At 44.7% G+C, this 25,627-nt stretch carries 22 protein-coding genes and 2 tRNA genes; 14 read left to right on the top strand and 10 right to left on the bottom strand.

Translation table 11 applies throughout. The annotated features are described in order from the left end of the window. Positions 1-53: 53 nt before the first annotated feature. Positions 54-1,661, top strand: a complete 1,608-nt coding sequence (locus tag Y696_RS10450) for an IS1634 family transposase (RefSeq protein WP_121510441.1) — start codon at positions 54-56, stop codon at positions 1,659-1,661. Positions 1,662-2,591: 930 nt separating this feature from the next. Here the strand turns inward: Y696_RS10450 and groL are convergent. The 4 genes from groL to pfkA form a co-directional block, all read right to left on the bottom strand. After that, positions 2,592-4,214 (bottom strand): chaperonin GroEL, encoded by a 1,623-nt coding sequence (gene groL, locus Y696_RS10440; RefSeq protein WP_014731609.1) that lies wholly within the window; start codon positions 4,212-4,214, stop codon positions 2,592-2,594. A 13-nt stretch (positions 4,215-4,227) separates the two neighbouring features. Then, positions 4,228-4,497, bottom strand: a complete 270-nt coding sequence (gene groES / locus Y696_RS10435; protein ID WP_006487663.1) for a co-chaperone GroES — start codon at positions 4,495-4,497, stop codon at positions 4,228-4,230. A 221-nt stretch (positions 4,498-4,718) separates the two neighbouring features. Next, positions 4,719-6,137: a pyruvate kinase gene (pyk, locus tag Y696_RS10430; protein ID WP_006487667.1), complete on the bottom strand. Its 1,419-nt coding sequence runs from the start codon at positions 6,135-6,137 to the stop codon at positions 4,719-4,721. A 13-nt stretch (positions 6,138-6,150) separates the two neighbouring features. Then, complete coding sequence (pfkA, locus tag Y696_RS10425; RefSeq protein ID WP_039882362.1) at positions 6,151-7,110, bottom strand: 6-phosphofructokinase; 960 nt, start codon at positions 7,108-7,110, stop codon at positions 6,151-6,153. 151 nt (positions 7,111-7,261) lie between these two features. On the opposite strand from pfkA, the gene Y696_RS10420 reads away from it, so the two are divergent. The 7 genes from Y696_RS10420 to Y696_RS10390 all read left to right on the top strand — a co-directional run bounded on the left by Y696_RS10420 (position 7,262) and on the right by Y696_RS10390 (position 13,581). Continuing rightward, positions 7,262-7,495, top strand: coding sequence for a DUF2007 domain-containing protein (locus tag Y696_RS10420; RefSeq protein WP_121510440.1), 234 nt, complete (start codon positions 7,262-7,264; stop codon positions 7,493-7,495). After that, the gene (gcvT, locus tag Y696_RS10415; RefSeq protein ID WP_121510439.1) at positions 7,488-8,594 is read left to right on the top strand and encodes a glycine cleavage system aminomethyltransferase GcvT; all 1,107 of its coding nucleotides are present in this window, start codon (positions 7,488-7,490) and stop codon (positions 8,592-8,594) included. The genes Y696_RS10420 and gcvT overlap by 8 nt, the downstream gene beginning before the upstream one ends. A 12-nt stretch (positions 8,595-8,606) precedes the next feature. Further along, positions 8,607-8,978 carry a glycine cleavage system protein GcvH gene (gene gcvH, locus Y696_RS10410; protein ID WP_121510438.1) on the top strand — a complete coding sequence of 124 codons (372 nt, stop codon included), beginning with the start codon at positions 8,607-8,609 and terminating at the stop codon, positions 8,976-8,978. 1 nt (position 8,979) lies between these two features. Beyond that, on the top strand, positions 8,980-10,326 hold the full coding sequence (gene gcvPA, locus Y696_RS10405; RefSeq protein ID WP_121510437.1) for an aminomethyl-transferring glycine dehydrogenase subunit GcvPA: 1,347 nt from the start codon (positions 8,980-8,982) through the stop codon (positions 10,324-10,326). Next, positions 10,323-11,771 (top strand): aminomethyl-transferring glycine dehydrogenase subunit GcvPB, encoded by a 1,449-nt coding sequence (gene gcvPB / locus Y696_RS10400; protein WP_121510436.1) that lies wholly within the window; start codon positions 10,323-10,325, stop codon positions 11,769-11,771. Before gcvPA ends, gcvPB begins: the two co-directional genes overlap by 4 nt. Before the next feature lie 43 nt (positions 11,772-11,814). Further along, positions 11,815-11,891, top strand: a tRNA-Thr gene (locus Y696_RS10395). A gap of 289 nt (positions 11,892-12,180) precedes the next feature. Beyond that, positions 12,181-13,581: a PAS domain-containing protein gene (locus Y696_RS10390; protein WP_121510435.1), complete on the top strand. Its 1,401-nt coding sequence runs from the start codon at positions 12,181-12,183 to the stop codon at positions 13,579-13,581. Positions 13,582-13,942: 361 nt separating this feature from the next. Here Y696_RS10390 and Y696_RS10385 read toward each other — a convergent pair whose 3' ends face one another. The 6 genes from Y696_RS10385 to yajC all read right to left on the bottom strand — a co-directional run bounded on the left by Y696_RS10385 (position 13,943) and on the right by yajC (position 19,615). After that, positions 13,943-15,652: an NAD+ synthase gene (locus tag Y696_RS10385; RefSeq protein WP_121510434.1), complete on the bottom strand. Its 1,710-nt coding sequence runs from the start codon at positions 15,650-15,652 to the stop codon at positions 13,943-13,945. Continuing rightward, on the bottom strand, positions 15,649-16,557 hold the full coding sequence (locus Y696_RS10380; protein WP_259459922.1) for a phosphatidylserine/phosphatidylglycerophosphate/cardiolipin synthase family protein: 909 nt from the start codon (positions 16,555-16,557) through the stop codon (positions 15,649-15,651). The genes Y696_RS10385 and Y696_RS10380 overlap by 4 nt, the downstream gene beginning before the upstream one ends. A gap of 45 nt (positions 16,558-16,602) precedes the next feature. Beyond that, a tRNA-Ala gene (locus Y696_RS10375) sits at positions 16,603-16,678 on the bottom strand. A gap of 55 nt (positions 16,679-16,733) precedes the next feature. After that, entirely contained in the window at positions 16,734-17,654 is a 921-nt protein-coding gene (secF, locus tag Y696_RS10370; protein ID WP_121510432.1) for a protein translocase subunit SecF, read from the bottom strand. Next, complete coding sequence (secD, locus tag Y696_RS10365) at positions 17,651-19,156, bottom strand: protein translocase subunit SecD (RefSeq protein ID WP_041928237.1); 1,506 nt, start codon at positions 19,154-19,156, stop codon at positions 17,651-17,653. Before secD ends, secF begins: the two co-directional genes overlap by 4 nt. 66 nt (positions 19,157-19,222) lie before the next feature. Next, positions 19,223-19,615 (bottom strand): preprotein translocase subunit YajC, encoded by a 393-nt coding sequence (gene yajC / locus Y696_RS10360; RefSeq protein ID WP_006487685.1) that lies wholly within the window; start codon positions 19,613-19,615, stop codon positions 19,223-19,225. 155 nt (positions 19,616-19,770) lie between these two features. Between yajC and frr the strand changes: the two genes are divergently transcribed. From frr to rlmB, 6 genes are read left to right on the top strand one after another with little or no spacing between them, the layout of a single operon-like run. Next, a complete protein-coding gene (gene frr, locus Y696_RS10355) occupies positions 19,771-20,328 on the top strand; it encodes a ribosome recycling factor (protein WP_041928234.1) in 558 nt (185 codons plus the stop codon). Continuing rightward, positions 20,328-21,011 carry a polyprenyl diphosphate synthase gene (gene uppS / locus Y696_RS10350; protein ID WP_014731596.1) on the top strand — a complete coding sequence of 228 codons (684 nt, stop codon included), beginning with the start codon at positions 20,328-20,330 and terminating at the stop codon, positions 21,009-21,011. The genes frr and uppS overlap by 1 nt, the downstream gene beginning before the upstream one ends. Next, positions 21,011-21,865 carry a phosphatidate cytidylyltransferase gene (locus Y696_RS10345; protein WP_006487688.1) on the top strand — a complete coding sequence of 285 codons (855 nt, stop codon included), beginning with the start codon at positions 21,011-21,013 and terminating at the stop codon, positions 21,863-21,865. The genes uppS and Y696_RS10345 overlap by 1 nt, the downstream gene beginning before the upstream one ends. 12 nt (positions 21,866-21,877) lie before the next feature. Beyond that, positions 21,878-24,487 carry an alanine--tRNA ligase gene (gene alaS, locus Y696_RS10340; RefSeq protein ID WP_014731595.1) on the top strand — a complete coding sequence of 870 codons (2,610 nt, stop codon included), beginning with the start codon at positions 21,878-21,880 and terminating at the stop codon, positions 24,485-24,487. Then, a complete protein-coding gene (locus Y696_RS10335) occupies positions 24,474-24,884 on the top strand; it encodes a Mini-ribonuclease 3 (protein ID WP_014731594.1) in 411 nt (136 codons plus the stop codon). Before alaS ends, Y696_RS10335 begins: the two co-directional genes overlap by 14 nt. 23 nt (positions 24,885-24,907) lie before the next feature. Further along, positions 24,908-25,627, top strand: a complete 720-nt coding sequence (rlmB, locus tag Y696_RS10330; protein WP_236609153.1) for a 23S rRNA (guanosine(2251)-2'-O)-methyltransferase RlmB — start codon at positions 24,908-24,910, stop codon at positions 25,625-25,627.

Below are 25,627 nucleotides of genomic sequence, written 5' to 3'. Positions count from 1 at the left end.
TCTCTAGGTTTGCTACTCGTTATATATTATAATGCATGTAACGAGGTGAAGAGATGGGGATTGTCTATCAGAAGAACAAGAAAACTGGAATCACATATGTCTACAAAAACGAAGCCTATTGGGACAAGGAAAAACAACAGTCCAGAGCCAAGAGAACCTTAATCGGCAAACTGGATCCAAACACTGGAGAAATCCTACCGACGAGGTCATACAGGAAGGATACTGAAAAGAAGGATAGCATTTCGAAAAAGCCCGGTTCAGTTCCCATCACCAAAATCCGCAGGGATTTCTATGGTGCTTGCTATCTTCTCGATCAGGTTGGAAAGATCACCGAAGTTGAGGCAGATTTGAAAGCCTGTTTCCCCGATCGTTATAGAATGATTCTGTCTATTGCCTATTATCTTATTCTCGAAGAGAACAACTCCCTTAGTAGGTTTTCACATTGGCAGAGATTGCATGTTCATCCTTATGGAGAAGACATACCATCACAGCGCAGCAGTGAGCTGTTCCAATCTATTTCCGAAGAAGAGAGGATGATGTTTTTCAAGAAGCAGGGCAGACGTAGAATTGAGAAAGAATACTGGGCCTTTGACATCACTTCCATCTCCAGTTATTCAGAGACACTGAGACAGGTAAAGAAAGGAAGAAACAAAGAGTACGAGAGACTACCTCAAATCAACCTCGCCCTTCTCTTCGGTGAACAGTCTGGACTTCCCTTTTACTACCGGAAGCTCCCTGGCAATATCACCGACGTGAAAACGGTCAAGCAACTTATGGCTGAATTCAATGTCATGGGATACAAAAAGGTAAGTGTCCTTCTTGACAGAGGCTTTTATAGCAGAGAGAACATAAACCTGCTCTTCAAGAACCACCAGAAATTCATCATCGGTGTCAAACTGAATTTGAATTATGTGAAAGAGACCCTGGAAGAAGAGCGCGATAACCTCCAGCTATGGTCAAACCTGCAACCCCAGTTCGGAGTATATGGCTTGTGCCGAACAATCCAGTGGGAATATGAACAGGAAAGACCCAGTAAAGGGGACGTATTCAGCTCGAAAAGGAGGGCATATTTACATCTTTTCTACAATCCCGAGAAGGCAGCCAAAGATCAGGCAGAGATGAACGATTATCTGAGCAGACTATACAATGATTTGGCAAACAACACGCGTGAAGAATACCGCATGAAGGACTATGATAGATTCTTCACTGTTACCAGTACACCAAAAAGGGGCAGGAAAGTCACACCGAAGGAGGAGGCGATGCGTGAAGCGGCAAGAAACTATGGCTATTTCGCACTGCTTTCCAATGAAGTCAACGATCCCTTCGAGGCCTTATCTCTCTATCGCAGTAAAGACATAGTGGAAAAGGGGTTTGGGAACCTCAAGGATCGTTTGAATTTCCGTAGAATGCAGGTTTCTTCAGAACTATCACTGAATGGAAAGTTGTTTGTCGAGTTTGTCGCATTGATTTATCTTTCCTACATAAAGAAGAAGATGCAGGACACCGGTCTCTTCGATAACTGGACATTGCAGGGTCTCCTCGACGAACTGGACACCATTGAAAGGTTTGAGTATCCCGAACATGGCCGCTTGATCGGAGAAGTCACTAAGAAGCAGAAGGATATCTACGCCAAACTGGGGGTGAAATCACCTTCGTTATAATTTCCGGGAATGCAGGATGGATGTCTCTCACTTTGTCATCCCGAACTTGTTTCGGGATCCAGTTTTGATCTTATCAGCGCATAGCGGTTCATGGGTACGAGATCCCGTACAGGAGCAATATGGGATGACAGTATGTGAGAATTAGGGAATCACCCTGAACAGGAGCACTTCAGGGCAGGCTCTCCCTTCACGTTATCCTGACAATGCTCCTGGTCAGGATCCCTGTCCCTCGCGTAAAAAAGACGTGAGGAGAATCGTCAGTCCCTTTTTCGCTCTCGTCTTCTCTTGAGCGCAGAGAACTCTCGAATATTCTCTTTGTCGGCTTTTCCAAGTGTTCAGCGGGTCTTCGTTCTTTAGCGCACAGCGGATCTTAGATCGAGATGCTGAAACGAGCTCATGACGCATTGTTAGATTCTCTGAACGATCTTCATCTTCATACATCTATTCTCAAACCTCTGACCTCTTTATCGATTTTTTTGATCCTATTTAAGGACGGCTCTTCACAGCGATCAGCGGATCCTTGATTTTAAGAGTACGCCGGTCATCAAGAAATTCATTACTCTCTACTTTCGAATTTTCGTTTTCTCGACTTTTACACCATTCAGTGACCAACTATCAGTTCCTCTAACAAGTGGATCTTTCAGCTGCAAACGGCCCCTCGATCAGGCGAGGATTAATGTCAAGACCGTATAGATGATTGAGTCGTGTTCGTTTGATGATGATGACCGATTCTGGAACTAAGAAACTTTTGAGCTCCAGAGAAGATGTCATGGGTAGTGATCGGCTATTCAAAGGAGAATTATAGGAAGAAACTGTGAGAGAAGATAATTCATAGAGGCTCTCTCACTTCGTTTTGTTTATCGTACAAAGAAGCTTTTCTACTTGGCAAAAAAAAGGGAGAGCAAGCTCTCCCTTCAAAAGATCACTTCATCAATACTCAGGCATCTGTGGCATTGGAGCCTGGGGTTTTTCTTCTGGCTTTTCTGTAAGAGCGGCTTCTGTTGTAAGAAGTATACCCGCAATGGATGCCGCATTCTGAAGAGCACTTCTTGTAACCTTTGCAGGGTCTATGATACCCACTTTGAACATGTCTGTATAGACATCGTTCAGAGCATCGTATCCAAAAGCTGCATCGTCACTGTGAAGAATCTTGTCAACGACCACTGCACCGTCTAAACCGGCGTTCTCGACTATCTGCCGAATCGGAGCATCTAGGGCCTTCATGACCACCTTGATACCAATCTTGATATCGGGATTCTCCGTGCTATCGAAGAGTTCCTGAACGGGCTTCTTCGCTCTCGCAAGAACAACTCCGCCTCCGGCTACGATTCCTTCCTCTACTGCAGCTCTTGTCGCTGAGAGAGCATCCTCAATTCTATGTTTCTTCTCTTTGAGCTCGGTCTCTGTTGCAGCACCGACTTTGATAACCGCCACTCCTCCTGAAAGCTTTGCAAGTCTTTCCTGGAGAGTTTCCTTTTCGTATTCGGAAGTAGTCTGATCGATCTGAACCTTGATCTGACCAATTCTCTGCTTGATCTTTTCGGGATCTCCCTTGCCATCAACGATTATCGTGTCGTCCTTCTTGACCTTTACAACACCCGCACTACCAAGGTCATCGATAGTTGCATTTTCAAGGGTGAGTCCAACCTCTTCGCTGATCACAGTACCACCTGTAAGAATTGCGATGTCCTGCAGCATTGCCTTTCTTCTGTCACCGAAACCGGGAGCCTTAACAGCTACTGAGTCGAGAGTACCTCTGAGCTTATTGAGAACGAGAGTGGAAAGTGCTTCACCTTCAATGTCTTCAGCGATTATTACGAGTGGCTTGCCTGCCTGGGCAACCTTTTCCAGAATCGGAACGAGCGGTTTTACTGCTGAGACTTTCTTGTCGGTTATAAGAATAAGAGGCTCTTTGATTATAGCTTCCATCTTCTCTGGATCGGAAACAAAGTAAGGAGAAATGTAGCCTCTGTCAAACTGCATACCTTCAACGAACTCTACGTATGTGTCGAGGGTCTTGGAATCTTCTACCGTTATTACTCCATCCTGACCGACCTTGTCCATCGCTTCTGCAATGAGTTCACCAATCTCCGAGTCATTGGCAGAAATAGCTGCAACTGAAGCAATGTCCTCTCTTGAAGAGATCTTCTTCGATAAGGACCTGATGTGAGAGACGGCCTTCTCTGTTGCCTTCTGGATACCCTTCTTCATGAGTATAGGATTGGCTCCAGCGGTAACATTTTTCAAACCTTCCTTGATCATTGCCTGTGCGAGAACGGTCGCAGTCGTGGTTCCGTCACCGGCAATATCGTTCGTCTTGGAAGCTACTTCCTTTACGAGCTGAGCTCCAAGATTCTCGAATTTATCTTCCAGATCGATTTCCTTTGCGATCGATACACCATCATTGGTTATCGTCGGAGAGCCCCAGCTCTTCTCAAGAACTACGTTTCTCCCTTTGGGACCGAGCGTTATCCTAACTGCATCTGCTACCGCGTCTACACCTTTTTCAAGCGATCTTCGTGCTTCTTCGCTGTATTTCAGAATCTTAGCCATACCGATTCCTCCTTCAATCCTCGATCTTTGCCAGGATATCATCCTGATCGATGATTATGTAGTCGTCATCATCGATCTTGATCTCCGTGCCGGAATACTTGGAATAGAGGACCTTGTCGTTTTCCTTAAGGTCAATATCCTCGACTTTCTCTCCAACTGCAATTACCTTCGCAGTCATCTGTTTCTCCTTCGCAGCGTCGGGAAGAACGATACCACCTGATGTCTTCTTCTCTTCCTCATAAGGCTTAATCAATAATCTTGTACCAAGGGGAACTACTTTCATAAAAAGCCTCCTTTCGAATTTTATGTTTTAGCACTCACAGTGATACTCTGCTAATAAATGATAAAACATCGTTCCGATTTCTTCAAGAGCTTTCTGTGTTAAATGATCGTAAACATAAAAAAATGAGCACGCAAGAAGACGGCTGTTCACATTTTTCTCTGGATTCTTTTTGTTATCATACAGCTTCTGCCTTTTGCACAGTTTCGAGTCAGGCAACTCCATCACGCAGTTTCCAGTTTGAGAATGTTCGTGGAGTTGCTAGTTCCAAACGGAATACCGGCCGTCAGTATTATCGTGTCACCGGATTTCACAAGCTTTAGGCGTCTAGCAAGCGGCCCGGCCACTCTGACGAGATCGTCTGTCGAGGAGCCAAGGCCCATTAAAACTGGGCGGGCACCCCAAACGAGGTTCAACCTGTAATACGTCTCCTCATTTGGAGTAACTGCAAGTATGTGAGCTCTCGGGCGAAACCCGGAGACGTTTCTTGCCGTGTGCCCCGAGAATGTGGAGCTCACTATTACTTTCACTTTCAGCTCCTCACTTATATCCCATGCTGCCCTGCATATGGCATCTGTATGGTCGTCCGTAGATATCTTTTCCCTTGTCCACTTAAGTAATTCCGGATTCTGCTTAAGATACTTCTCTGCAGCTCTAGCAGTGAGATCCATAACCGACACTGCTTCTAGAGGATACTTGCCGATCGAAGTCTCGCCAGAAAGCATTATCGCATCACTACCGTCCAGAATGGCATTTGTGATATCGGTTGCCTCTGCCCTCGTCGGTACCGGATTCTCAATCATCGATTCCAGCATTTGAGTAGCAGTTATTACGGGAATGCGTTTTTGATTACCGTATCTAATTATCTTCTTCTGAGCTACCGGGACTTCTTCGACCGGTATTTCAACTCCTAAATCGCCTCTAGCAACCATTAATCCGTCGGAGACTTCCGCAATTTGTTCAATGTTTTTTAAGGCCTGTTCTGTTTCTATCTTCGAGACTATTGGAATAGAACCCCCAAGATCCTTAATCACTTTTTTGGCATGTAAAACATCTTCTGATCTTCTCACAAATGAAAGGGCAAAATAATCAACCCGTTCTTCAATTCCAAGTTTGATGAACTTCTTATCCTTCTCGGTAATTGCAGGAATGCTTATGTCGATTCCAGGAAGGTTTATACCTCTTCTGTGTGTCACTATTCCACCATTTAAGACCTTAGTTTTGACTTCAGAATCGGTTATCGATTCTACTCTCAGTTTTATCTTCCCATCGTCCATGAGAATCAGATTCCCCGGCTGGACTTCTTCGGGAAGTTTCTTATAGTTCACACCGACAATCTTCTCGTCCCCCTCGATATCCTCGGTTGTTAGGATTATTTCACTGCCTCTTTTAATGTCCACCGCATCCTTTTTGAAGACGCCCGTCCTGATCTTTGGACCCGAGAGATCTAATAATATGGTAAGGGGAGAATTCGCCGACTTCCGAATCTCCTTAAGATTCCTTATTCGCTCCCTGTGTTCGGAAATGTCGCCGTGAGTCGTATTCAGTCTTGCAACATCCATTCCCCTTTTAAGAAGGGTTTTCAAAACCTCCAGAGATTCGGTAGCCGGACCGATGGTACATACAATCTTCGTCTTCCTCAATCAAACCACCTCATTAAGAGAGTATTTTCGCCATTTCCATCAGTTCCATATCCAGTTCTTTTTTGTGTGAAAGCACTTCCTCAAGAGGTACTCCTTTGATTTTCCCACCATTCAACGACATCATCATTCCCGCTTTACCTTCTTCAAGCGCCTTAACCGACGCATATCCCATTCTCGAAGCAAGTACTCTATCAAATGCAGTGGGAGAGCCTCCTCTTTGAATGTGGCCGAGAATGGTTATTCTTGTCTCGTATCCAATCCTGTGTTCAACATGTCTAGCAACTGTATATGCGCTTGAAGCCCCTTCAGCGACAACTATAATACAGTTGATCTTTCCCCTTTTCCTTTCATTCCATATCTTCTCGGCAATCGCTTCGTAGTCCACTGGAAGCTCTGGAACTATAATGGCTTCAGCTCCAACGGCCATACCGGAAGCAAGTGCTACATACCCAGAGTTCCTTCCCATAACTTCTACAACAAAGGCCCTTTCATGTGAAGAAGCCGTGTCCTTGAGCTTCTGAATCGTTTCTACGCAGGTATTCAAACAGGTATCGACACCGATACACATATCCGTCATGGCAATATCATTGTCAATCGTTCCAGGAAGACCTATTACGGGAATTCCGTTTTCATCCATGAGAAGCTTGGCTCCGTTTAAGCTTCCTTCTCCACCAATAACTACAAGGGCATCAATCCCATTGCCTCTCAAAAGGTCGGCCGCTTTTGCTCTTCCCTCTTCGGTTCTGAACTCCTCACAGCGTGAGCTGCGAAGTACTGTGCCGCCCTTCTCCATTATTCCTCCCACAGAGGAGTAATCCATATCGATGAATTCCTCATCGAGCAGACCGGAGTATCCTCTGCGAATTCCGACGACAGCTATCTCATCCGTGTAAGCCGTTCTTACCGCCGCTCTTATCGCCGCGTTCATTCCCGGTGAATCTCCCCCGCTCGTAAGGACACCAATCTTCTTTATCATCATTATCCCTCCCAACAACTTCTACACTCAGCAAGACGAAAACATTCTAGCACATTGAGCTTCTAAAGTCATCAATCAGAAAAGCTTCCAGAAGTTAACTAATCTAATTACTTGGTGTATAATTTCTGGTGAACCGGGAGGTGATAAAATGAAGATCCTCAAATCGGGAGTTCCTGAATTTGAAGCGAAGATGTTCCAGGAGATTCTGCTCGAAGAGGGAATCTTTTCAGAACTTGTGGATTCTCATTTTGCATATACCGATAGTATTTACTTTGGTTCGGGCGGTTTAGTAGACATTATTGTACCAGACGAAGTCTTTGATGAAGCCGTCCAGATCTTTGAAGACTTAAAGAAAACGGGGAAGGAGGAAATGGATGAGTGAGCTAAAGAGAACTCCGCTTTTTGATGAGCACGTACGTCTAAAGGGGAAATTGGTGGATTTTGCAGGATGGGAAATGCCGCTCCAGTTCGATTCTATTATCAATGAACACAACCTTGTGAGAAAGGTGGCCGGTCTTTTCGACGTTTCACACATGGGAGAGATAGAAATCGAGGGTCCAGACGCCATTCACTTTTCGGACTACCTGGTGACGAACTCCGTTTCTTCACTCAAGAACGGAGCTATTGTGTATTCTCCAATGTGCAATGAAAAGGGCGGAATAGTCGACGATGTTCTAGTCTACAGGTTGAGCAATGCTAAAACTATGTTCGTTGTAAATGCCTCAAACAAAGACAAGGATTTCAAGTGGATTACGAGCAATAAGGGTAGTTTCGATGTGAGAATCAAAGACGCATCGGCTGACTTTGCGCAGATTGCATTTCAAGGGCCACGCGCGGAGGAGATCCTGTCGGAGGTATCACAGGTAAGGCTTGAGAAAATCCCATTCTATCACTTTGAATACGGCAGGGTGAATGGCATAAAAGCTCTCGTATCTCGCACGGGATACACGGGTGAGGATGGTTTTGAGCTATACGTTGACCCCGAAGCTGTAGTCGCTTTGTGGAGAAAGATACTTGAATTGGGGTCAAGTATTGGTGTCAAACCAATCGGCCTCGGAGCAAGAGATACCCTTAGATTTGAGGCGGCTTACATGCTTTACGGTAACGAGCTAAACGATTACAACTCTCCTCTTGAAGCAGGTTTGAAGTGGACCGTCAAGATGGAGAAGGATTTCATCGGCAAGGAAGTACTTCAGGAGCAACTGGCAAATGGAACAAAGTATAAATTGAAGGGACTGGAACTATCAGGCAAGAGCATTGCCAGACACGGGTTCGAAGTCTTTGATGGTGAAAAGAAAATCGGCTGGATCACGAGTGGTATCTTCTCACCGACCCTTCAGAAATCGCTCGCACTTGCTTACTTGGAAAAAGAATACTGGAAAATCGGTTCCGAGGTACAAGTTGAGATTCGAGGTAAGAGGTCTCCTGCAACTGTAGTAAAAACACCTTTCTATAGAGGTTCTGTGAAATCAAAAGGTTAAGGAGGAGTGTAAATGAAAAAGTATGCTGCAACACATGAATGGGTATCGGTAGAGGGAAAGACTGCAACTGTAGGAATTTCGGATCACGCTCAAGATCACCTTGGGGACATCGTGTACGTTGACCTTCCTGAAGTCGGTAAGTCATATAAGAAGGGAGACGTCTTCTGCACGATAGAGTCTGTAAAAGCTGCCAGTGATATCTACGCACCAGTGAGCGGCAAGGTTGTTGAAGTGAATGAAGAACTCGATTCATCACCAGAAAAGATCAACGATGATGCCGAAGGTGAAGGCTGGATTGCAAAGATGGAGATAAGTAACGAATCTGAACTTGACAGCCTGATGGATTTGGAGGCATATAAGAAACACTGCGAAGAGGAGGGCTAATATGCCTGAGTTCCCCTATCTACCCCAAACAAAGAAAGACATAGATGAAATGATGGAGGTAGTTGGTGTCAAGAGCATATCAGAGCTGTTCAGCGACATACCCGAAAGGTTCGAGGTCGACATCTCTTTACCTGAGAGTCAGGATGAATTCACTGTACTTAGAGACCTCAGTGAACTCAGCAAAAGAAATCTCACGCTTAACGATATGTCTGTCTTCCGAGGAGCCGGAGTGTATAAGCACTTCGTCCCTAGCGCGGTTCAAGCGATAGCATCAAGAGGGGAATTCCTGACTGCTTACACACCTTACCAGGCAGAAGTTTCTCAGGGCACTCTTCAGATGTTATTCGAGTTCCAGACAATGATATGCGAACTTACGGGGATGGAAGTTGCCAATTCATCGATGTACGATGGTGCAAGTGCCGTTGCGGAAGCTGCTCTTATGGCTGTCAGAGTAAAGGGTGGTAAGAAGGTTTTGGTCTCGGAGGCACTTCATCCCGAATACGTTGAGACGATCAAAACATATTGCTTTGGTAGCGACATCGATGTAGAGACTGTTGCCTTCGATTCCGAATCTGGACAGATAGATGTTACTGACCTTCAGAACAAACTAACAGAAGATATTTCTGGCTTTGTTCTAGGTTATCCAAACTTCTTTGGAATAATTGAAAATCTCTCAGAAATTCGCTCCACGATTGGGGAGCACACTATGATGATAGTGAGTACAAACCCTATCGCTTTGGGCATACTTGAAGCTCCGGGGATGTTGGGAGCCGATATAGTCGTGGGCGACGGTCAACCGTTGGGAAATGCACCTTCTTTTGGTGGACCGGGGCTTGGTTTCTTCGCATCTAAGGAGAGTTACATCAGAAAGATGCCAGGAAGAATCATCGGGGAGACCAAGGACAACGATGGTCGCACAGGCTACGTAATGGTTCTCCAAACGAGAGAACAACATATCAGGAGAAGCAAAGCAACCTCGAACATATGTTCGAATCATGCTTTCAATGCACTAATCGCTTCAATATACATGAGCATGATCGGTTCTGAAGGTTTAAGGGAGATAGCGAAGAGATCCTTCGATAAGGCTCATTATCTTTCCGAAAGAATAAGCAGAACAGATCATGTAAGCCTTGTCTTCACAGGGCCCTTTTTCAACGAGTTTGTGGCTCGCTTTGATTGTGATTTGAAAGAGTTTAACAAAGAGTTATTGAAGGATAAGATATTGGGCCCACTTGAACTTGAGAGGTTCAACGAAAAACTGAAGGATTGTGGTTTGATTTGTACAACTGAAGCAAACCTTAACGAAGAAGTGGAGTTCTTTGCAGGTAGGCTGGAGGCGATAGGATGACAATATTCGAGCTGTCAAAAGAAGGAAGAAAGAGTTTCTTTCTTCCAAAGGAAGAATCTTATGGTTACGAGCCTTCAGAATTACTGCCTGAAGAATCGGTTCGGAAGAATGAGCCGTTGCTTCCACAATTGAGTGAACTTCAAGCAATCAGACACTACACGGGACTCTCGAAGAAGAATCACTCTGTTGACAGCGGCTTTTATCCACTTGGTTCATGCACGATGAAATACAACCCAAGAGTGAACGAGAAGATCGCAAATCTTGACGGGTTCAGTCAGATACATCCATATCAGTCTGAAGATACGGTTCAGGGTGCTTTGGAAGTCATGTACAACTTGCAGAACTCCCTTTGCGAGATAACCGGTATGGACAGCTTTACCCTGCAACCGGCTGCCGGGGCTCATGGTGAGCTGGTTGGAATGCTGCTGATGAAAAAATACTTCGAACTTAAGGGTGAGGATAATAGAAGAAAGGTAATTGTTCCAGACTCTGCTCATGGAACCAATCCCGCATCCGCAGTTATGGCGGGGTTTGAAGTCATAGAGGTCCCTTCAGGAAGAAATGGTAGAGTCGATTTAAAAAGCCTTGAGGAAATCCTGGACGAAAGTATCGCAGGAATAATGCTGACAAATCCCAATACGTTAGGGCTCTTTGAAAACGAGATCTGCGAGATTCAGGAACTGGCACATAGTAAGGGGGCTCTGCTGTATTACGACGGCGCGAATCTCAATGCTATTATGGGCCACGCAAGACCTGGTGACATGGGATTTGACATAGTGCATCTGAACCTCCACAAGACTTTCTCCACACCTCATGGTATGGGTGGCCCCGGAAGCGGCCCGGTTGGTGTTAAGAGTTTTCTGGCAGATCTTCTTCCGGTTCCCGTAGTTCGTTTTAATGGCAGAAGATTCTCACTGGATTATGATTTGCCTAACTCCATAGGTAAGGTGAGGAGTTTCTATGGAAACTTTGGAGTCTTCTTGAAGGCATATGCTTATATTCTCACTTTAGGCGGAGACGGACTAAAGAGAGCAAGTGAGATGGCGGTGCTAAATGCAAATTACCTTCGGGCAAGATTGACGAAGCTGATACCTACTGCTTATGCCGGGATCTGTATGCATGAGTTCGTTTTGAAAGGAAGTAAACTCGTCTCGGATTATGGAGTAAAAACCCTAGACGTCGCTAAGAGGCTCTTAGACTACGGGATTCACCCGCCTACCATTTATTTCCCACTAATAGTCGAAGAAGCACTTATGATCGAGCCAACTGAAACGGAGAGCAAAGAATCATTAGACATCTTCGCTGACACATTCGAGAAGATTTTGAACGAGGCAAAGAAGGATCCTGAGATACTGAGAGCTGCTCCTAAGCTTACTGCCGTGGGCAGACTTGATGAAGCAACGGCTTCAAGAAAGCCAAAGACAAGGTGGAGCAAAGACAGTTGATATTGAAACTTGAAAAATGCTGTGATATCATAGTTTCAGCAGAGCAGGCGTAGCTTCAATCGGTCGAGCGCCGCCTTGGTAAGGCGGAGGTTGTGAGTTCAAATCTCATCGCCTGCTCCATTTTATAACCGGATGATCATCCGGTTATTTCTTTTGTTGGCCATGAAAGTACTAATTTTGAATCTTCTCCCAATCTATGCTAGAATAAAAATGTAACTTTCTTTTCGTAGCATAACCATCCAGTTCCCTTTGCAAGGCTTTGAACGGCATTGTTAGCAAAACGACTGTAACCTCCGGTATGAACATCAAAGTTTAGCTTATTCAGAATGGATTTTGCGAATTGTTTCCTTTATGGGTGGATGTATAGGTAACTGGTTTCATCGGTGCGTTCTGTTCAGGGGTGAAGTCTGTGTTTGATTTCTATTCAAAGCCACGAATTATCCTGGTTGGAAGAAGCCAAAAGGATGCAAGAAGGTTAATTGAAGCTTTCGATGAACGCTTCGACGTGAGATACGTTGAAGAAGTATCTGACGAATACAGTCGCTTTTCTGATGCAATGGTCTTCGATTATGTCGGAGAAGACATAATCATGAATCTTCGTTCAGGTTCCATTCCTTATCTGTGTCTCATTGGTAGCGAGAAGGCTGTTGCGAAGTACTCTCTCGAACCTGGAGAGTATCTTCTCAAGGGGCCCGGTTATCTTCACTATCTTCCCGAGATAGTCTATTCGATGTTGGAAAAGCATCGTCTTCAAAAAATTCTTGATTTCGAACGAGAGAAGTACATGGGTCTGGTGAATAGCATGGGCTGCGGAATGCTAATCCTTAGAAAAAGAGATGGAAATGTGATCTTTTGCAATCAGGTCGCGCAGAGCCTTCTGGGATACTCGGAGGAAGAAATCGAAAAGATGCGATTGCAAGATCTTGTTTATGACGAACCCTTTGCTTTGGAGACTATTCTGGGAATTGAGCATTTCGAAACTGATCGAGAAATCGTTATGCTAACAAAAACCGGTGGAAAGACTTATGTAATTTTCAACACCTCTGAAATGCTTTACGGCGCAGAGAGTGTTGTTCAGCTGACCTTCATGGATATCTCAAAACAGAAGAGAGACAGGGAAGAGCTGATACTCCAATGGCGTTTTCTTGACAATGCCGAAGAAATTGCAATAGCCGTCGATGAGAAAGGAAGGATTGTATATCTGAACAAATTCGCTGCAGAAATCCATGGATATGATCTTGAAGAAATGCTGGGAGATAATCTTGCCTCATATTTGGTGCATGGTGAGGGAGAGGCAGAATCCATGCAGTTCTCGATGATGAAGTCCGGCAAGTGGAAGGGAAGACAACTTCACAGGCGAAGAGACGGAACCGAATTCATAGTTGAAGCGAAGCGAAGCATATTGAGGGTTGACGATAATGTCTATGAACTCGTTATTGGAATAGATATTACAGAAAGCATTGAGCTTCAGAGGCGCAATAATCTTCATTCCCTGCTTCTAAACGGGACTGGTGATCTGGCGATCGCAACCGATATGAAGAATCGACTGATTTACTTGAATGAAGCTGCCGAGAAATACTTTGAAACCAGACTGGAAAATGAAGAAAATAAAGCTCTGGAGGACATTAGTTCAGAACCTCTAAGGAACTTCCTTAAGATTGCCGTTTCAAAGCCATCAGAGCCCCTTAAAAACAAGATCAGATTTCCAGTCAGGCAGAAATCAAATGCCGTCATTGAATTCACGGGGAAGATTGTACGCGATCATGATGAAGAAGTAGGCACTATCTTTATTGGCAGAAAGGTTACTTAGTCTCTTTCATTCCTCCATAACTGAATGCCAAGCGCAAGTGACAATAGTTTCTCGGCGCTAAAGATGGCGACTGTCTCTCGAGGAATCGAGATCTTGAAGCCTTCTTACCTGAGATCTCACATCGAAATCTGTATTCACCTCACAGGGAAATTGCGCATGACAGTTGTGAATTGTAGCAAAGAAGGGGTAAATATAGATGAAGCATCCGAAAGGCAAGTGTTGTGATCCTGAGTTCGAATTAAGATTAATCGAGAATTTCCTGGACACTCCCATCATATTGGTAAATAAGGTTGATTATTAAGATAACTAAGGACTACTTAGAATCCTTCGATGATTTTTGCTGTGTTCAAAACTGGAAGGTTCAGTAGTGATTGGTAATTGGCATTCTCCAATCTTTTCCGAAAGCTCTTTTGGACACTTTTATTCCGGGAGGACACTGTTTGCGTTTGTACTCGCTCCTTCTCAAAAGTTTGAGAGAGTGCTCCACAGTATCCCTTTCAAAACCCTCCAGCACAATCTCTTCCGCCGACTGACCCTCTTCAATGTGAAGCCTGAGGATTTCGTCCAGAATCTCATATGGAGGAAGAGAGTCCTGATCTTTTTGACCTTCTCTCAACTCTGCTGACGGAGCTTTGGAAAACACATTTCGCGGTATCATATCTCTCTTCGCGAGTTCATTTATTCGCTCTGCGATTTTATATACCTGGGTCTTGTACAGATCCTTGAGGACGGCAAATCCACCCGCCATATCCCCGTAAAGAGTAGCATAACCTGTTGCCATCTCACTCTTGTTGCCGGTAATAAGAACCAGCCATCCAAACTTGTTAGAGAGAGCCATCAGTATCATCCCTCGAATTCTTGCCTGCAGATTCTCTTCAGTAATATCTTCAGATGTCCCCGCAAATACTGGTTCTAGAGTGCTCAGTGTCGTACACATGATATCGTCTATCGGTATTTCCAAACCCTCTATTTGGAGATTATTCAAAAGTTCCAGTGCATCTCTCTTTGATTCGTCTGAGGTTATCCTCGAGGGCATCATTACACCCTTAACATTGTCGTTACCGATTGCCCTGACAGCTAGAGCTGCTACTAGCGAGGAATCCATTCCCCCACTTAAGCCAAGTACTACCTTCTTGAAACCGTTCTTTTTCACGTAATCTCTTATTCCGACTTCCAGGGCCGCTATCAGCTCATCGTACTTGCAGAGTTCTTGACAGTAGCTATCAGGGTTTACCGATGGACTCTGTCGACGAGATGGCTTTATTGAGACCTCTTCGAGGCTTACCTGCATAGAATAGTCTTTCCTCTTTCCTTCGAAAAGGTTGTATCTAGTCGAAACATCGGTGTCTATATCGAGCAGAATCATATCTTCTTCAAAAGCCTTTCCTACTAGCAATCTTCCATCCGGCATCGCTACGCAGCTTCTGCCGTCAAAGACTAGATCATCTTGACCACCCACTAGATTACAGTATACTATGGTGCTGGAGTACTCCATCGCCCTTGTAAGCAACAGAGCGGACCTTGTCTTGTTCTTCATCCCGGAAAAGGGAGAAGCTGAAAGATTGAGTATGAGATTTGCGCCTCCAATAGCCTGTTCATTTATCGGGCCGGAAGGAACCCAAAGATCCTCACAGATATTTATCCCGATATTCGCTTCCCCGTATCTTACTAGTAAAGGGTGGCTTCCCGGAGAGAAGTATCTCCTTTCATCGAATACCGAATAGTTTGGCAGGCTCATCTTTCTATAGACGGCTCTAATCTCGCCCGAATGAATCACGGCAGCAGCATTGTAGATTTCATTGGAGAAATCTACAAACCCAAGAACGATCATTGTTTTGCTTCCTTCTGTGTAGTTGGCGATTTCCCTAAGCGCAGCCAAATTCTCTCTGAGAAAGCCTGTGTTGAGTAGTAGATCTTCAGGAGGATATCCTGTCACCGTCAGTTCTGGGAACAAAAGTATTTCCGAATCACTTGCGGTCGCCTTATCAATTGCCTCTATGATCTTATTCTTGTTACCGTTTATATCTCCAACAGTCGTATTTATTTGAGCCAGCGCCGTTCTGACAATCATTTTGAGACCCCCCTTATATACTCGAAATGATTCACAAATTCCCTTGCAAGTTCTCTGGAGTCGATTATAGCAACTACTTCTCGATTTTTCCCCCAGCCGCTCAGAGACGCATTCGCCGAACCAGTAATTACAGTTTCTCCATCAACGACAAATGTCTTGTCGTGAATTGTGACAGCACCGCCTTCATCTACTTCCATTCCAGTAGTCAAATATTCTCGCAAAGGAGAATCCTCGTTCCAGCTGTCTACTATGCCAGTAACCCTAACTCCATTGGAAGCACAAAATTTCAAAGCTGCTAAGATTTCCGGATCGGTAAAGGCAAACATAGCGAAACATATCTCCCTTCTAGCTCCCATAAGCTCCTTTATTACTCTTTCCCTTGCCTCCCCTGAAGGGCACAAGTAGAAATCAATGTTTCCAATGTTGACTTCGTCCAAAAAGGCCCCAGTTTCAATCGCTTCAAAGTATCGTAGAAACAACTCAGCTACCGATGGAGATTCGAAAACCAAAAAGCTATTCGAATCTTCTCTTAGGCTTCCTTCAGTGAAGTTGCCCGTTCCGAAGACAACCACTTGTCTGTCAACGACAAGAAATTTCGAGTGGACTAGAGCCGCTGCAGTATCGCTCCTGATTTCAAATTCCGGTGATTTTGCGAAGGCTCTATCCACAGTCGAATCATCGATCATCACCTTAATTCTTACTCCCCTTCCCTCAAGGTGATTTAGACATTTCATTATCTCGGTTTCATCAAGAGAGTAAGATACCAAGATGACCTCTTCTCTCGCATCCTCAAGAACGTTCAGTATTTTTTGCACCGCTCTCCCATCGTCAGTGAAAAACACTGAGGGGGCTGCAACTAGCGCGGCTTCAACCAAAACCAAGACAAAAACGAGGAGTCTCTTCATCCACATCACCAAAATTAAAAAAGCGGAGAACTCGTGTTCCCCGCCTGGTGGAGACGAAGGGATTCGAACCCTCGGCCTATACAATGCCATTGTATCGCGCTCCCAACTGCGCTACGTCCCCACTCTACAGAAAATTATACTCTACCAGGTATCACTTTTCAAGAGGTAGACAACGATCAAGCGTGGCTTCTGCTCTCTGATCTCTTCAACCACTCGATAACGATAGGGCTGGAGATGTACAGAGAGGAGTATGTTCCAACGACAACACCGACCAACATTCCAAAAGCAAATGGTCTCAAGACCTCTCCCGAGAATATGAAGAGAGTGAGAACAGCAAGGAAAGTGGTCAAAGACGTATTTATCGATCTAACTATTACATCATTGATACTTGTATTTACCACTGTTTCTATCGTCTTTCCCCTCATCTTCTTGGTATTCTCCCTAATTCTGTCGTAAACGACGATCGTGTCATTGAGAGAGTATCCAACCAAAGTAAGGAGTGACGCAACTACCGGTGCATTGAACTCAATTCCGAAGATACTGTAGAATCCCAGTACTATAATCACATCGTGAATAAGCGTTAGTATAGCTCCTACTCCAAAAGAGAACTTGAATCTAATCGTTATGTATAGAAGAAGAAGCGCCATGGACACTGTTACGGCAATCCAAGCATATCCCCTTATCTCCTGGGCAGCATATCCCGAAATTGTACTCACAGAAAGTATATTGTCATTTGTAACATCTTTCACTTCTAGTCCGGCCAGCATCTTTGCTGTTATGGATTCTTCACTCTCTGAAGTATTGACGATAATCGAGAATCTACTCCTCTGTTCGGAAGAACCTTCTTCGGTAAGCGGTCTTTGTTTTATGATTCTTGCAGCCGCAAAATCGGGGTCCTCTGCGCTCAGGAGCTCTCTCATCTCAGCCACAGTCATATCGACATCCTGGACGGAAACGCTTATTTCGATTCCGCCGGTGAAGTCAACTCCAAAATTGAATCCTTTTGTGAAAATGAAGATAACAGAGACGACAATCAGCACAAGGGAAAGAGCAATGAAATACTTCCTTTTTCCGACGAAGTCTGCTTTGAAGGTCATCTTGCATCTCTCCCTTCCGTTTCAACTTCAACGTAGCGATGGGGTTTGAGACTTCCCGCCATTCCCGTAAGTACGGTTCTTGACACCACTATATTTGTGAACATTGCGCCTACAACGCCTATTATAAGTGTGACTGCGAATCCCTTAACCGTACCCGTTCCAAAATAGAAGAGAACGAGACCGGCGAGTATTGTAGTGAGGTTGGCGTCGAAAATCGTCCACACAACCTTAGAAAAGGCCGAATCTATTGAGTTCTCCGGCGTCTTTCCCAACCTCAATTCTTCTTTTATTCTCTCGAAGATCAGAACATTTCCATCGACTGTCATTCCTATTGTCAGAACTATACCAGCTATACCAGGCAGTGTGAGAATTGAACCGGTAAGAGATATCATTCCAAAGAGAAGCACCGCATTATACAGCAAGGCGATGTCTGCCACAATACCCATCTTCTTGTAGAAGACAACCATGTAGATCATTATTATAACGATACCTGCTACTCCGGCCCAAAGGCTTGAATTTATGATATCTCTGCCGAGCGTGGGCGACAAAACTCTCTTGTTGAACGATGCGAGATCGACGGGAAGATTTCCACTTCCGACAAGAATGGAAACTTCCTTCGCTTCTTCGATTGAATTCAAACCCTCAATTACGGCATTTCCATCGGAAATCTGAGACTGAACTAGAGGTGCGATGATTACCCTATCGTCCAGGACAATTGCGAGCCTCTTCTTCATATCGGTATCGGCATATGTGGACTTCACTGAAGTAATGTCCCTAAAAGTCTTCGCACCTTCGGAACTGAACTTCAGAGAAACCATGAATCTTCCTTGCCCGGGTCTGGGCTGATTGTTCACCAAAGGCTTAGCATCTGTAACCACGCTTCCGTCAAGCTCTGCATAGCTAGACCCTATGCTGACTTTGGGACTGATGAAATACCATGTGTTGTTCTGTACTCCTCCGACGTATTCTCCGTAGTGAAGTTCCTTGACCCAGTAAGGTTCGGCTCCTTGAAGCTTTCTCCTGCTTATCTCCAGCGACATTCCTGCTGGGATAGAAGGCGTAGAAACCGAAGTTTCAATCGCGAGAACATCAGCAAAATAGAGCCTCCCGGTCTTTCCCACTAGACTCTCGGCTCTAGATACATCTGTTATTCCAGGAATTTGAACTCTCACTCTCACAGGTGGAATATCTTCCCCAAACGAAATTCCCGTGGTAACCTTTTCTACTGTTGCTTCAGTGAATCCGGCAGCATCCAGTCTTGCCCTCAAAACTTCAATGACTCTGTCTGCAAGTGCATTCATCTCTTGATCAGAGACATCGGTAAGCATCTGGTACTCAAGAAGAGCTCCACCCTTTATATCAAGCCCTAACTTGATGTTCGCAGCCAATTTATCTATGAAGCTGCTTCCGGCTGGTGCACTACCGTGAGGTATAAGTAGTGGCAATAATGCCGCAACAAACACCACAACGGTAACGATCAAGCGTTTTTGGTTTGCTCTCATACGGACTTTGCCCGAAAGACTCGGACAGACACCCCCTTCCAATATCTACAAATGTACCTGAAACTATTACTGTTTGACATTCACATCGGGTTCTACTTCTTCTTTGTCATTCTCGCCTTTATTAACTACGACGGCGATTGCCTTTCTTGTAACATCAAGTTCTGTTCCGGTGCCGGTCCTGATCCTTAGGCTGTCAGGTTTTATCATTGTAATCTTTCCGATGATTCCGCCGGCCGTAACTATTCTATCGCCAACCTTGAGCTTCTCCATCATCTGCTTGAACTGCTTATCCCTCTTTCTTTGAGGCATAATTATGAGGAAATAGAAGAAAGCAACCATAAGAACTAGCCATATGATTATTCCTGAGAAGCCCCCGCTGGTTGCTGCCCCCGGATCTGTCGAAGGAGCTGCCACATCTCCTGCCGGGGCATATGCAATGAAACTAAGGACTGAAAACATTTACATACCTCCTGTCATGGTTAGAGCACCTGTATGATTTTACCAGAATAGACTACCCAATTCAACTAACAAACCTTTTTTGCAGTTCTGACGCTACTAATACGAAAAGCCTTACATGATATAATTCCGTTGACATACGAGAGAAAGGGAGGAAGATCATGAATAGCCTGCTGAAAGATGCTGAAAACCGAATGAAGAAGAGCGTAGAAAAAATCGTGGAAGAGTACGCCCAAATGCGTACGGGCAGACCTTCCCCTGCCCTTCTTGAGTCTGTAAAGGTCGACTATTACGGAGTGCCTACACCGATTAACCAGATAGCCACAATCACAACTACCGAAGACCGTTCTTTAGTCATTAAGCCCTGGGATAGAAGCGTCCTCAGCCAAGTTGAAAAAGCAATCTTTGCCTCTAAACTTGACTTGACTCCCATAAACGACGGGGTCAATATCAAGTTGAACTTTCCTGTACCGACGACGGAACAGAGAGAAAAGTGGGTGAAGATCGCAAGAGATAATGCGGAGAAGGGAAAGATAGCTATTAGAAATATCCGAAGAGACGTTATAAAGGAAGCTAGAGAACTTGAAAAGGCATCAGAGATGACTGAGGACGATCTTAAGAAATTCGAGGAGGAAATTCAGGAGCTTACAAATCGATATATTGAAGAGATGGACAAGGCCTTTGAAAAGAAGAGTAAGGAGATCATGGACTTTTAATGGCCTTTCCCGTTCATGTAGCCTTTATAATGGATGGAAATGGCCGATGGGCCAAGAAAAGGGGACTTGAGAGAATTGAAGGACACAGAAAGGGTGCTGAAGTAGCGGACGCCGCCTCTCACTGGTGTGCAGATCTTGGAATAAGATACGTAACACTTTACGCGTTTTCCACGGAGAACTGGAGGCGTCCAAAGGAAGAAGTCGAATTTCTATTTGAACTGATGCTCCTTTACATAAGCAGCAAAGTCGGCAGTATGCTGGAAGAGGGCGTTAGAATGCGATTCATGGGGAGGCTGAACGAGCTTCCTCCTGAACTCGGGGACTTCGTCTTTCAGATCGAGAACAAGACTTCGATGGGTAAGAAACTTGATGTTATCGTAGCCCTTAATTATGGTGGAAGGGCAGAGATTGTTGACGCGGTAAACGAGATTCTTAAGATCGGAAAGGAACAAATATCGGAAGAAGACATAGCCATGAATCTTTATCTTCCAGATGTTCCCGAACCCGATCTGATCATTCGAACCTCTGGAGAAGAAAGACTCAGCAACTTTTTGACGTGGCAATCGGTATACAGTGAGCTGTTTTTCACTGGAACTCTGTGGCCTGATTTCACGAAAGAGGAATTCCATAGAGCAGTGGACGATTACTCAAAAAGGAAAAGAAGGTTTGGTGCATTGGACTGATGAAGAAAATCTCGGAGACAGGTATCAGGATAGTGACCGCTGCCGTTGTGGCTCCTTTTGTCATTCTATGTTTCGTTAACTATTATTCATTCATTGGATTGGTCTCTGCCGTGGTGCTTTTTTCAAACTATGAATACCTAAAGTTCAGTTTAAAAGAGCGGAACCATCAGTCAGTCAGAATTGCTCTGTCCGGGGTAATACCTGCGATAATCGTTGCTTACGGAATACTTCTCGATAGATTTGCCAGAGTTGAATCTGCAGCTCCTAGACCGGAGTTGATTTTTGCAGTGGGTGTGATTTCTATTACTTCGATAGTCATAACTACAGTCGCCGATGTAAGGAGTGCCAAAGAGATAATAGCTAATTCCGTATTCTCCCTTATATACATTGGCTTCGATCTTGCATTCTTTTATCACATCTATCTCGGGTTCGGTTCATCTATGGCGTTGATGTCATTAACATCTGTGTGGCTATTCGACACCGGGGCTTACTTTTTAGGAAAGAAATTTGGTCACATCAGGATCTCTCCGAGTTACAGCCCCAAAAAGAGTCTCGAGGGAGTAATTGGTGGATACGTGACTTCTCTTCTTTTTATGCTTCTGTTCGTCTCTTTGAGCAAACTAACAGGACTTTACAACGGTCCCGACCTGGGAATACTTCAGTTCATGGTATTGGCAGTTGTGGTAGCCGTATTTGGTACAATTGGTGACATTGCCGAATCATCTTTCAAAAGATATCACGGTGTTAAGGATTCTGGCAGTTTGCTGCCTGGACATGGTGGTATGCTTGATCGTATAGACGGTGTTCTTTTCGTAACACCCATGTTTTATATTTTCCTTACTCTTTTGACTTGAGGAGGCAAGATAGTGAAATACATGACTGGCGCTGAGATAAGAGAGAGTTATCTCAAGTTTTTTGAATCTAAAGATCACAAAAGGTTGCAGAGTGCTTCATTGATACCGAACGATCCCCAGCTGATGTTCACAGTCGCCGGGATGGTTCCTTTTAAACCGATCTTCTGGGGCAAGATAGAACCCACTTACAGAAGAGTAACAACCTGTCAGAAATGCGTAAGGACTAACGACATCGAAAACGTAGGAAGAACCCCTAGACATCAAACGTTTTTCGAGATGCTGGGTAACTTCTCGTTCGGCGATTATTTTAAGAGAGAGACCATAAAATGGGCTTGGGAATTTGTTACCGAGTATCTGAATCTCCCGGAAAACCGTTTGTGGGTTTCCGTCTATCTTGACGATGACGAAGCGTTTTCAATATGGAGAGATGAAGTCGGCATCCCAGAAAAGAAGATCATTAGGCTTGGAAAGAAGGACAACTGGTGGGGTCCGGCCGGGCCCTCCGGTCCATGTGGACCCGATTCAGAGATCTTCATAGACAGAGGTCATGGAGACAACTGCCCGGATCCCGAGAACTGCAGCCCCGCTTGCGATTGCGGTAGATTTCTTGAATTCTGGAATCTTGTATTTACAGAATTCAACCAGGACGAGGAAGGAAATCTCACTTACCTCGAAAGAAAGAACATCGATACGGGATTTGGCCTTGAAAGAGCCGCCTCGATACTTCAAGATGTCGATTCGAATTTCGACACCGACTTGTTCATACCGATAATCAAAAAGATTGAAGAGATCCTTGGAATTAAGTATAAGGAAAAACCGGGCTCCGATATCTCGATAAAAGTCATTGCCGATCATGCGAGATCGGTTGCATTTATGGTTTCAGATGGTATTCTTCCCTCTAACGAAGGTCGTGGATACGTACTCAGAAGAATTTTGAGAAGGGCTGTACGCCACAGTTCACTGCTCGGATACAGTTCCCCGTTTCTTTACCGAATAGTGGAGACAGTTGCGGATCATATGGGAAATGTATATCCCGAACTGAGGCAGAGGCTTTCATTCACTCAAGAAATCACTCTTAAAGAGGAGGAGAGATTCCTCTCAACACTTGTAAATGGTGAAAAGAGATTGAAGTCAGTACTTGTCGACAAGAAAGAACTTTCAGGTCCCGAATTATTCATGCTACACGATACTTATGGATTCCCCCTGGAACTTGTTGAGGAGATCGTTGCGGGTACCGGTGTAACTCTTGACAAAGAAGGCTATGAAAGGGAAATGGCGTTACAGAGAGAGAGGGCCAGGGAGGCAATGGGAGACAGAGAATATCTTAGCAACGTCGAAGCATATTCAACTATATTTCCTGTGACCGGCAATTCGAAATTCACAGGTTACTCGAGATTCGAAGACAAATCCAAGATCGTCGCCATTCTAAAAGAAGGTGACGCCGTAGAAACCCTTAGCAAAGGCGAAACCGGAGATTTAATCTTTGAAAAAACACCGTTCTATCCCGAAAGAGGAGGACAGGTTACCGATACGGGTTTGATCCGTACAGACAATGCTTCTGCAAAGGTCGAGAGAGTGTTCATACCTTACCAGGAGATGATAGTCCACAGGGCTTTTGTTGAAGAAGGTGCTTTACATGTTGGGGACAAAGCTTGGCTTTCGGTGGATGAGGACCGAAGAAAGGCGATAACGAGAAATCACACCGCTACTCATTTGCTGCACGCAGCGTTAAGAAAGGTGCTTGGGGAACACGTCCACCAATCTGGTTCTCTGGTTCAGCCAGATAGATTACGTTTCGATTTTTCGCATTTTCAGCCGTTATCGACAGATGAACTCAACGAAGTTGAAGAAATCGTAAATGAAGAGATCCTCAAGGCTAAAGTAGTAGATAAGGCAGAAAAAAGCTTTGACGAGATTAAAGGGCAGGATGTGATGGCGCTTTTTGAAGAGAAGTACGGCGACAAGGTGCGGGTAATATCAGTCGAAGGATTCAGCAGAGAACTTTGCGGAGGCACTCATGTTGACAACACCGGAGAAATCGGTCTCTTCAAAATCCTTTCCGATACCTCTGTTGCTGCAGGGACAAGGCGAATAGAAGCGATAACAGGAAAAACGTCTCTTAATTATTTCAGAAATCTGTTCAACAGGCAGAAAACAATAAGAGAAGTGCTTGAGGTTCCCGAAGATTTAATTATCCAGAGGCTTCAAGGGGTTTTGAACGAGCTGAAGTCAGGTGGACAAGAGATAAAAAGATTGAAAGAAAAGCTGCTCTCTGGAGACTCCCTGATGAAAGATAAGAAGATGATCGTTAATGGGACGAAACTGCTCATAAGAAGGGTCGAAAACGCTCCTTCTAGCGCCCTGAGAAATGGGGCCGATGTTCTTCTTAGCAAAGAAGGCGGCGGAATAGTGATAATATTCAACGAGCTGGAAGACTCAGTCTCGTTCGTTGTGAAGGTCGAGAAGAAACTTACTGACAAATTCAACGCAGGTGAGATCGCCAGGAAAATCGCAAGAGACCTTGGAGGGGGCGGTGGAGGTAGACCAGACTTTGCCCAGGCAGGTGGAAAGGATCTATCAAAGTTGCAAACATTAATCGAGAGGATTGATGAATACCTATAACAACGGTAACGACAAAAGGGATAATCTCTTTTCTTTCTCGGTAAGTCCTGACCAGTTGTCGCTTGACAGCCTTGCTTTCTTAGGAGATGCAGTTTATTCGCTCTATTTTCGATTGAATACCTTGCCGCAGGCCCGGAGGAGAGCAGGTCATCAGCACAACATAGTAAAAGATTACGTAAGTGCCTCAGGTCAAAGGAAAGCTCTTGAAGAAGTTGCTGACCTTCTTGATGAAGAAGAGAAAGAAATCGTCAGAAGGGGTTACAATTCAAGAGGTTCAAAAAAACATGGAGATGATGAGGACTATAAAATGGCCACCGCTTTTGAAGCTCTCATCGGATATTTATTTCTTGAAGGAAAGACTGAGAGAATCAGAGAGCTGTTCGAAAGGGTGATTTAATGTATTTACATGGAAGAAATGTATTGAGAGAGCTTCTCACAGTCGACTCTTCAGCTCTGAACGTAAAGCGCATAGTTTTCACTAATCAGAAAAATGTCGACTCGCAACTTCTTGAACTGGCTGAGGAATCAAAGGCAAGGGGATTCAGAATTGAAGAGATGGCACCAGAAAAGCTTGCCAATCTCTGTAGAGAGAAGAAGCATCAAGGCGTCGTGATTGATCTTAAACAGTTTCCTTACTCTGACTCCGAAGAGCTCCTCCGAGCAATTGAAGAGCAAAGGACAGCTACGATTGTACTTCTTGACCAGATTCAGGATCCGCATAATCTTGGTGCAATAATTAGGACTTCAGTGGCAGTTGGGGCGGATGCTATCGCAATTACCTCGAGTAACTCCGCGGAAATAACCCCGTCGGTTGTGAAAGTCTCTGCCGGTCTTGCTTTTAAAATTCCGATAATAAAGATAATAAATATGGCACAGTTCGAAGAGATTCTGAAGGAGAAAGGGTTCTGGATTTATGCTTCAGATATGGAAGGAATCCCTTATTATGAAAACGAATACTCTGAAAAGTCTGCTATTGTGTTCGGGAATGAAGGGAAGGGTGTAAGGCGACTGGTAAAGGAAAGAAGTGACCGTCTCATTTCGATACCTATGGAAGATACAGTGGACTCCCTTAATGTAGCCGCCTCGGCCGCAATTATTCTCTTTGACAGGCGTCGCCAGCTTGCCCTGGGAGGAGAGTGA

The organism is Mesotoga sp. H07pep.5.4, from assembly GCF_003664935.1.
GTDB classification, from domain to species: Bacteria; Thermotogota; Thermotogae; order Petrotogales; family Kosmotogaceae; genus Mesotoga; species Mesotoga prima.
The sequence above is the reverse complement of the archived record's forward strand: the minus strand, read 5'-3'. Positions and strand labels throughout refer to the sequence as shown.